At 69.3% G+C, this 8,688-nt stretch carries 9 protein-coding genes; 2 read left to right on the top strand and 7 right to left on the bottom strand.

Features of this window, described 5'->3' with window-relative positions:
• From Q0C41_RS27555 to Q0C41_RS27540, 4 genes are all read right to left on the bottom strand, one after another.
• Positions 1 to 559 (bottom strand): MFS transporter (locus Q0C41_RS27555; RefSeq protein WP_291989553.1); only part of this gene is annotated, 559 nt, incomplete at its 3' end.
• Between the two features lie 43 nt (positions 560 to 602).
• A complete protein-coding gene (locus Q0C41_RS27550) occupies positions 603 to 1,820 on the bottom strand; it encodes an acyl-CoA dehydrogenase family protein (protein ID WP_291989552.1) in 1,218 nt (405 codons plus the stop codon).
• A gap of 121 nt (positions 1,821 to 1,941) precedes the next feature.
• Positions 1,942 to 2,619 carry a methyltransferase domain-containing protein gene (locus Q0C41_RS27545; protein WP_291989551.1) on the bottom strand — a complete coding sequence of 226 codons (678 nt, stop codon included), beginning with the start codon at positions 2,617 to 2,619 and terminating at the stop codon, positions 1,942 to 1,944.
• 67 nt (positions 2,620 to 2,686) lie between these two features.
• On the bottom strand, positions 2,687 to 3,061 hold the full coding sequence (locus Q0C41_RS27540) for a polymer-forming cytoskeletal protein (protein WP_291989550.1): 375 nt from the start codon (positions 3,059 to 3,061) through the stop codon (positions 2,687 to 2,689).
• A 281-nt stretch (positions 3,062 to 3,342) separates the two neighbouring features.
• On the opposite strand from Q0C41_RS27540, the gene Q0C41_RS27535 reads away from it, so the two are divergent.
• Together Q0C41_RS27535 and mnmA are read left to right on the top strand one after the other, a co-directional pair.
• Entirely contained in the window at positions 3,343 to 4,518 is a 1,176-nt protein-coding gene (locus tag Q0C41_RS27535) for a cysteine desulfurase family protein (RefSeq protein ID WP_291989549.1), read from the top strand.
• A 4-nt stretch (positions 4,519 to 4,522) separates the two neighbouring features.
• A complete protein-coding gene (mnmA, locus tag Q0C41_RS27530) occupies positions 4,523 to 5,602 on the top strand; it encodes a tRNA 2-thiouridine(34) synthase MnmA (protein WP_291989548.1) in 1,080 nt (359 codons plus the stop codon).
• A 52-nt stretch (positions 5,603 to 5,654) separates the two neighbouring features.
• On the opposite strand, the gene trxB is transcribed toward mnmA, so the two are convergent.
• The 3 genes from trxB to glgA all read right to left on the bottom strand — a co-directional run.
• Positions 5,655 to 6,644, bottom strand: coding sequence for a thioredoxin-disulfide reductase (gene trxB, locus Q0C41_RS27525; protein WP_291989547.1), 990 nt, complete (start codon positions 6,642 to 6,644; stop codon positions 5,655 to 5,657).
• Between the two features lie 54 nt (positions 6,645 to 6,698).
• Positions 6,699 to 7,028 (bottom strand): thioredoxin, encoded by a 330-nt coding sequence (gene trxA / locus Q0C41_RS27520; protein ID WP_291989546.1) that lies wholly within the window; start codon positions 7,026 to 7,028, stop codon positions 6,699 to 6,701.
• A gap of 27 nt (positions 7,029 to 7,055) precedes the next feature.
• The coding region (glgA, locus tag Q0C41_RS27515) for a glycogen synthase GlgA (RefSeq protein ID WP_291989545.1) at positions 7,056 to 8,688 on the bottom strand (1,633 nt) is incomplete at its 5' end.

The raw sequence follows: 8,688 nt of genomic DNA, 5'->3' as shown, positions 1-8,688 counted from the left end.
GGGCTGGTTCGACGAACCAGCGCCACACGAGGACGAACGCCAGCAGATAGAAGAGGGACGACACGAAGAAGGTGGCGCGGATGCCGATGGCCACCGCCAGCACCCCGCCGATGGCCGGGCCGAGCGCCGGGCCGAGGCGCTGCGCGGTCTGGACGGTCCCGATGGCGCTCGCCATGCGGTCGCGCGGCGCGGCCTGCGCCGCCATCGCCACGGCCAGCGCGCCGTAGCCCGCGAAGAACCCCTGGAGCACACGCAGGGCGAAGATGTGCCAGGGGCGTGTCACCAGGCCCATCATCACCATCGTGATGATGAAGCAGGCCAGGGACCGCAAGACCAGGAACTTGTTGCCGTACCGGTCGGCCACGCGTCCCCAGAGCGGCGCCAACAACGCCGTCATCCCGGGCGTCACCCCGAGACTGAGCCCCGACCACAAGGCGATGTCGGCCGGATCGCGCATGCCGAGCTGCACGAAGTACAGCGGCAGGAACGGCATCACCAGCGTGAAGCCGGCAAAGCCGATGAAGCAGGCGCCGGCGATGGCGAGCAGGTTGCGATTCACAGGACCAGGCCCGGTGCCGGCCATCGGCACCGGGTCCCGAGGCTCAGGCGCCGGCCGTCTGGCCCTGGTATGGCGGGAGTTCGCAGCGCGTCGGCTTGTCCGTACGGTAGCCGAGCAGGTAGTCGGCCTGCATCAGCGCATGGATTTCGCGAGTGCCCTCGTAGATGACCGCGCCCTTGCAGTTGCGGTAGTAGCGGCCGACCGGGTACTCGTCAGAGTAGCCATTGGCGCCGTGGATCTGCACCGCATCGCCCGCGGCACGCTCCGAGGCGACCGTCGCCATCCACTTGGCAAGACCGCTCTCGCGTGTGTTGCGGCGACCGATGTTCTTCATCCAGCCGGCCTTGAGCCACAGCAACCGCGAGGTCTGGTAGTCGGCCTCCATGCGCGCCAGCATCTCCTTGACGAGCTGATGCTGGCCGATCTCGACGCCGAAGGTCTGACGCTGCTGCGCGTACCGGACGCTCGCATCGCGACACGCGCGGATGAGACCGGTCGCCCCGGCCGCCACCGTGTAGCGGCCCTGGTCGAGGGCGAACATCGCGATCTTGAAGCCCTCGCCTTCGCGGCCGAGCAGATTCTCGGCCGGCACCTCGACCTCGTCCATCTTGAAGAAGCCGGTATTGCCCGCGAGGATGCCCCACTTGTGCGTCAGCGTCCCGCTCGAGAACCCCGCGAACGCGCGTTCGACGATGAAGGCACTCAGGCCGCTCGGGTCCTTGGCGCGCTTCTTCTCGAGATCGCTCCAGGCGATCACCAGGAAGTGATCGGCCACGTCGGCCAGCGAGATCCACATCTTCTCGCCCGAGAGGACGTAGCGATCGCCCTTCCTGATGGCCACCGTCTGGATGCCGCGGGCATCGCTGCCGGCCGCCGGTTCGGTCAGCCCGAAGGTGGCGATCTTCTGTCCCTGGGCCTGCGGTACGAGGTAGCGACGCTTCTGCTCCTCGGTGCCCCACGCCAGCAGCGACAGGCTGTTCAGGCCGACGTGCACCGACAGGATGACCCGCAGCGACGTGTCGACGTACTCGAGTTCCTCGCTGGCCAGGCCGAGGCTGAGGTAGTCCATCCCGGCGCCGCCGTACTCGGCGGGCACGCAGATGCCGAGCAGGCCGAGGTCGGCCATCTGCGGCAGGATGCGCGGGTCGAACCGGTGTGCGCGATCGAGTTCGGCGATGTGCGGCGCGACCTCGCGGGCCGCCCATTCGCGGACCGTCTGCTCGAGCAGACGATGCTCTTCGGTGAGATCAAGATCGATCATGTGTGCCTGACCCGGAATGAAGCGCCGTCCTGCGGCGAGACGCCGGCGGGCGCGGGCGTCGGGCCCGCCAGCCCGGCTCTGGCGATGCTACAACAAACGGCCGCGCCGACGGCCCGGGCGATCACGCCTTCGGCGCGACGACGGCCTTCTTGCGCAGCAGGACCTCACGGGTCTTGCTGAGGAGCAGGAAACTCTCCGACACGCCGAGGCCGACGAAGAGCCGCTCCATGTCCCGGTTCTGGTAGACCGTGCGCTTGCCGTGGGCCGCGGGAGACGTGCGGTACTGCAGATGGTCGGTGTCGGTGATGACGTAGCGGGTGTAGACCGGCGCCGGGGTGGCCACCGTCGAGAAGAAGCAGAGCACCACCCCGCCCGGCTTGACCCACTCGACGATTTGCCGGGTCAACACGGTCGCCGCGGGCTTGTCGAGATAGTCCAGCACATCCCAGCACAGGACGGCGTCGAGGCTCTCGGGCTCGTAGTGGAAGCGCTGCCCCAGGAACTCGGGCATCGTGTCGAGCCGATGCTCGCGCGTCAGGCGATCGATGTCGGCGTAGAGATCCTCGACGCGCAGGCGGCACCCGAGCTGTTCGCCGAGGAACGACACGTTGCTGCCGACGACCGGTCCGAGGTCCAGCACGACGGGCGCCTCACGATGCGCGAGGGCGGCAAGGAACTTGGCCAGCACCTTGGTGCTGACGGGTGGCCCGGCATCACGCCCCGGCTCGCCGGTGCCCTCGGCACGACGCGCCCAGCCGAAGAGCCGCGAAGAGAGGGAACGATCGGGGGAATCGGCCACGGGAAGACAGGGGGCAGGCTGGTCGCGGTCCGGCGGAGCGCCTCGCGCTCCGCCGGCCTGCGCAGTCTCAGGCCTTCACGGGAGTGGCCGCCGCCGGCTTGGGGTCGGCCTTCGGGGCACCGCCGCTGCGGTTCATGTCGATGGCGCCACGGAAATGGGCCCCCTCGGCAATGGCCACCTTCGGCGAGGTGATGTCGCCGTCGACCGAGCCGTTGTCGCGGATGTCCACCTTCTCCGACGCGGTGATGTTGCCGCTCACCTCGCCGAGCACCACCACGGTCTTGGCAAACACCTGCGCCTTGATCTTGGCATTGGTGCCGATCGTGAGGACGTTGTTGTTGAGCTCGATCTTGCCTTCGACCTGCCCCTCGATCGTCAGGTCCTCGCTGCCGCTCAACTCGCCCTTGATGATGACCGACTTGCCGATGTTGCCCATGCTCATGGGTGCTCGTTCTCCAGCGCCCGGCGTCGGCCGAGCGGGTACTGCCGAGGGGACATCCACCGCCGCCGGAGGCGGAGCGGCAGGGGCCGACGGCGTCGTGGGCGGCGCGGGTGCAGGCTGCCGCGGCGCGTCATCGCGTTTCCACATGTTGGCTTTCTCCCGACTGGGTCCGCAGGGTGGCGACGACCCACGTCGGGCGGAGTATACGCAAGGGGACAGATCGTGTCTAGGCCGAGCAATTGCTGTGGTTTACGGGCGGTGCCGGATGGTACGCTACCGCGGTGGGGTCCGTCCGCACGCGCATCTATCTGGACCACAACGCCACCACGCCCGTCGACCCGGCCGTGATCGACGCCGTGGCCGACGCGATGCGCGCCGAGTTCGGCAATGCCTCCAGCGTGCACCACTTCGGCCAGCGCGCCAAGGCCCGACTGGACGACGCCCGTCAGGACCTGGCCACGCTCATCGGCGCGGCCCCAACCGAAGTGGTCTTCACCAGCGGTGGGACGGAGGCCGACAACCTCGCCATTCGCGGCGCGGCCGAGGCCCTCGAACCCCTGGGCGGCCGACACCTCGTCACCAGCAGCCTCGAGCACGAAGCCGTCCTGACCACGATGCGGGCCCTCGAACGTCGGGGCTGGCGCGTGACCCGCGTGGCGCCGGACGCGCAGGGGGTCGTGCACCCCGAGGCCATTGCCGAGGCGCTGACCGACGACACGGCCCTGCTCAGCCTCATGCACGGCAACAACGAGATCGGCACGCTGCAGCCCGTCGCCGCCTGCGCGGCCCTGGCCCGCGCCCGCGGCATCCTGGTCCACACCGACGCCGTGCAGACCGTCGGCAAGGTCCCGGTCGACGTCCACGCGCTCGATGTCGACCTGCTGAGCCTGTCGGGGCACAAAATCTATGGGCCCAAGGGCGTCGGCGCGCTGTGGATCCGTCGGGGTACGCGTCTGCAGTCGGCCATGACCGGAGGCAAGCAGGAGCGGAGCCGACGCGCGGGCACCGAGAACGTCCCGGCGATCGTCGGCCTCGGCGTCGCGGCGCGCCTCGCGGGCGCCCGACTGGAAACCGACGCCGCGCGCCAGGCGGTGCTGCGCGACAGTCTCGAGCAGGCCATCCTCGCCCGCGTCCCGGGTACCCATGTGAACGGCGCGGGCCAGCCACGCGTGCCCAACACCACCAACATCGGGTTCGAGGGCATCGAGGCCGAGTCCCTGCTGATCGCCCTCGATCTCGACGGCTTCGCGGTGTCCACCGGATCGGCGTGCTCGTCGGGCACGCTCGAGCCGTCGCACGTCCTCAAGGCGATGGGCCTGCCCCTCCACGAAACGCAGAACGCCTTGCGCATCAGCCTCGGTCGCCACACGACCCCCGACGACATCGCGGCACTCGCGGACGCGCTGCCGCCGATCGTGGCGCGCCTGCGGTCGCTCACCGACCGACGGCCGGCCTGACGCCATGCGCATCGCGGTGGCCATGTCGGGGGGCGTCGATTCGTCGGTGGCCGCGGCCCTGCTCGTCGATCAGGGGCACGACGTCATCGGGCTGTCGATGCAGTTGTACGACCAGCAGGACGGCCAGGCGACGTTTGGCACCTGCTGCACCATCGACGACCTGCACGATGCCCGACGCGTCGCCGGGCGACTGGGTATCCCCCACTACATCGTCAACTTCGAGTCGCATTTCCACGCCCAGGTGGTGCAGCCCTTCGTCGACGAGTACGTCGCCGGCCGCACGCCGATTCCGTGTTCGCGCTGCAACAGCGAGGTGAAGTTCGTCACGCTGCTCGATCGCGTGGCGGCACTCGAGGCCGACCGGCTCGCGACGGGCCACTATGTGCGCGCGCGCCAGGACGCCCACGGCCAGTGGCATCTGCTTCGGGGGGCCGACCACGGCAAGGACCAGTCCTACTTCCTCTTCTCGCTGACGCAGGCGCAGCTGGCGCGAGCCATCTTCCCGGTCGGCGAGATGGACAAGCCGTCAGTGCGTGCCTACGCGTCCACGCGGCAGTTGCCGGTGGCCCTCAAGCCGGACTCCCAGGAAATCTGCTTCGTGCCGGACGGCGATCAGGCGGCGTTCGTGGCGCGGTCGGCCGGGGCCCGGACGCCGACGCCGGGGCGGATCGTCGATGTCGAGGGGCGAGCCCTGGGCGGGCACGAGGGGGTGCACCACTTCACGGTGGGCCAGCGCAAGGGCCTGCGGCTGTCGGTCGGGGTGCCGCTCTACGTCGTGGCCATCGATGCGGCCGCCAGCGAGGTGGTGGTGGGGCCGCGCAGCGCGCTCGAGGAGCGGCAGTGCACGGTGCGCGAGGTGACCTGGGTCTCGGGCCGGGCACCGGAGGCGCCCATCCGCGCCGCCGTGCAGATTCGCCATCGCCATCCCGCGGCGGCGGCGTCCGTGCTGTCGCTCGGCCCCGACGCTGCGTCGGTCGAGTTCGACGTCCCCCAGTACGCCGTCACGCCGGGCCAGGCCGCCGTGTTCTATGACGGCGACGAGGTCCTCGGCGGCGGCTGGATCGCGCGTTCGTCCATCGCGTAGCGGCCGGACACCCGTCCAGCCGTGTCCCTCGCCGTCGGACGACGTCCGACGGCTACGCCTGGAGCGTGGCCACGACAACCGAGGCCGGCGGCTCGCTGTGATGGAATTCCGCGTCGCCGAGTTCCAGCCACCGTTCGGCGTCCATGGCCGCCATGCACCCCGTGCCAGCCGACGTGATGGCCTGCCGGTAGACCTGATCCTGCACGTCGCCCGCGGCGAACACCCCGGGGATGTTGGTCCGGGTGCCGGTCGTGACGAGATAGCCGCCCTCGTCCATGTCGAGGACGCCCTTGAACAGGCCGGTGTTCGGCGTGTGCCCGATGGCGACGAAGACGCCGTCCACCGCCAGCACGTCGATCTCGCCGGTCTGCAGGTTGCGCAGGCGAGCGCTGTTCACGTCGCCGCGCTCGTCGGCGAGAATCTCGTCGACCGCCGTGTTCCAGCGGAACGAGATCTTCGGGTTGGCCAGCGCCTTGTCCTGCATGATCTTCGACGCCCGCAGCGTGTCGCGCCGGTGGATCACGGTGACGTGCGAGGCCAGCTTCGACAGGTAGATCGCTTCCTCGAGGGCGGTGTCGCCGCCGCCGACGATGGCGACGGGGCGATTGCGGAAGAAGAAGCCGTCGCAGGTCGCGCAGGTGCTGACGCCTCGGCCCATCAACTGCATCTCCGACGGCAGCCCCAGCAGCTTGGCGGACGCCCCGGTGGCCACCACCACGGTCCTGGCCCGGATGACGCGGCCCCCGTCGAGGGTCAGCGTGAACGGGCGGGACGAGAAGTCCACCCGCTCCACCAACCCCGACAGGAACTCCGTGCCGAAGTGCTCGGCCTGCGCCCGCATGTCGGTCATGAGCTGCGGGCCCATGACGCCGTCGCGGTGCCCCGGCCAGTTCTCGACCATCGTGGTGATGGTCAACTGCCCGCCGGGCTGCAGCCCCTCGATGACGAGCGGCTGCAGGTTGGCGCGCGCCGTGTACAGCGCCGCCGTGAGGCCGGCCGGACCGGACCCGATGATCACCACATTGCGCAAGTCGTCACTCATCACGCGCCTCGTTACCTCGACCGAATCGTGGCTCACGCGCTGGTGAGCCAGTCCTTACATGTGGCGTTCGAGCAGCTTCTTCAGCGCGTCCTTGGACTGGACGCCGATGGTCTGGTCGACGAGCTGCCCGCCCTTGAAGACCAGCAGGGCGGGAATCGAGCGGATGCCATAGGTGCCCGGCACGTTGGGGTTCTCGTCCACGTCGAGCTTGGCGATGACGGCCTTGCCCTCGAGCTCGTCGGCAAGCGCCTCGATGGTGGGCGCCAGCATGCGGCACGGGCCGCACCACTCGGCCCAGAAATCGACCAGCACGGGGTGGGGCGTCGCACCGATCACTTGCGTGAAGTTGCCGTCGGTGAGGGTGTGCACTTTCTCGGAAGCCATCTCGTCGTCCTCTCGCTCGTCCGGACCCTAGGCGCTCGCCTGTCGATCGGCCACGTGCGTCCGCGCCCGATCATAGGCGTCCAGGTACGCACGCGCCGAAGCGCTCCAGGAGAAATCCAGGGCCATGCCCGCGCGCTGCAGCTGCCGCCAGCGTTCGGGCTCATTGTGATAGACGTGCAACGCCCAGCGCAGCGTCCCCAGCAGGGCTTCGCCGCTCGCGTCATAGAACTTGAACCCGTTGCCGGCGCCACTCGCCGGGTCGTAGTTCTGCACCGTGTCGTCCAGACCACCCGTCGCACGCACTACAGGCAGTGTGCCATACCTCAGGCTGTACATCTGGTTGAGGCCGCATGGCTCGAAGCGTGACGGCATCATGAACAGGTCGGCGCCAGCCTCGATGACGTGCGACAGCGGCTCGTCGAACCCGACACGCACGCCCACCCGGTCGGGATAGCGCCGGGCCAGCGACCGCCACATCTCTTCGTACCAGGGCTCGCCGGTGCCGAGCACGACGAAGGCGGCGCCGAGATGCGGCAGCTGTTCGGCCACCGCGGCAATCAGGTCGAGCCCCTTCTGGTCCACCATGCGCGAAATCATGGCGATCACGGGGCGTCTGGCCAGCTCGTCCGCGCCGGGCAACCCATAGGTCTCGAGCAGCACGCGCTTGGCGTCCATCTTGCCCGACATGTCGTCGAGGCGGTATGGCCGCGGGAGATGGCGATCGGTGGCCGGATTCCAGACATCGGCGTCGATGCCGTTCAGGATGCCCACCAGATGGGCCGACCGATGCCGCAGGATGCCTTCGAAGCCGAAGGAGAACTCCGGGGTCATCAGTTCCACGGCGTAGCGCGGGCTGACGGTCGTGACCAGGTCCGCGAACATGATGCCGCCCTTGAGCAGGCTGGCGTGGAGCCAGAACTCCAGCCCCTCGGACGTGAACAAGTCCCAGCCGAGCCCCAGCTGTGGCAGCCAGTCGGACGAGCACTGGCCCTGATAGGCGATGTTGTGGATGGTGAAGATCGTCGCTGCACCGCCGAGCACCGGGTCGGTGGCGTACCGGGTCTTCACGTACACCGGGGCGAGTCCCCCCTGCCAGTCGTGCGCGTGCACGACATCGACGGGCACGCCTTCGAGCCGGGCGAACTCGAGGGCCGCCAGACACAGGAACCCGAATCGTCGCGGGTTGTCTTCGTAGTCGTGACTGCCGAGCCCGTACAGCGCATCGCGGTCGAAGAACGCCGGGTGATCGATCAGCGCCACCCGAACGCCCGGGCTCGTCTCCTGCACGAAGACGTCGGCCTGGTAGGCATGACCGCCCATCGACACCGGGTAACTGGTGGTCGGCGTGCTCGCGACGGGAATGCCCCGATAGCGCGGAATGACCACGGTGACCTCGTGGCCGAGGGCACCAAGCGCCTTGGGCAGCGCCGCCACCACGTCGGCCAACCCGCCCGTCTTGGCAAACGGCACGGCCTCACTCGCCACCATGAGGATCCGCAGCGGACGTCCGTGCGGACCGTAGACCGACGACACGTCGACCACCGCACCGGACGCCGGCGCCTCGGGCACGGCTGTCGGCGCCGCGTCTGACGCGACTGGCGCGGCGGCCACCGCCTGCACGGCCTCGGCCAGGGTGCGCGCCTTGCGCACCCGAGGTGCG

The sequence above is a fragment of the Luteitalea sp. genome, from assembly GCF_022842525.1.
Classification (GTDB): domain Bacteria; phylum Acidobacteriota; class Vicinamibacteria; order Vicinamibacterales; family Vicinamibacteraceae; genus Luteitalea.
This window is presented reverse-complemented; position numbering and strand designations above follow the sequence as displayed.

Coding starts and splice junctions, on each gene's coding strand:
- mnmA (WP_291989548.1), top strand. CDS start 4,523: ATGCGCATCGCGGTGGCCATGTCGGGGGGCGTCGATTCGTCGGTGGCC.
- Q0C41_RS27540 (WP_291989550.1), bottom strand. CDS start 3,061: ATGAGCATGGGCAACATCGGCAAGTCGGTCATCATCAAGGGCGAGTTG.
- trxA (WP_291989546.1), bottom strand. CDS start 7,028: ATGGCTTCCGAGAAAGTGCACACCCTCACCGACGGCAACTTCACGCAA.
- Q0C41_RS27550 (WP_291989552.1), bottom strand. CDS start 1,820: ATGATCGATCTTGATCTCACCGAAGAGCATCGTCTGCTCGAGCAGACG.
- trxB (WP_291989547.1), bottom strand. CDS start 6,644: ATGAGTGACGACTTGCGCAATGTGGTGATCATCGGGTCCGGTCCGGCC.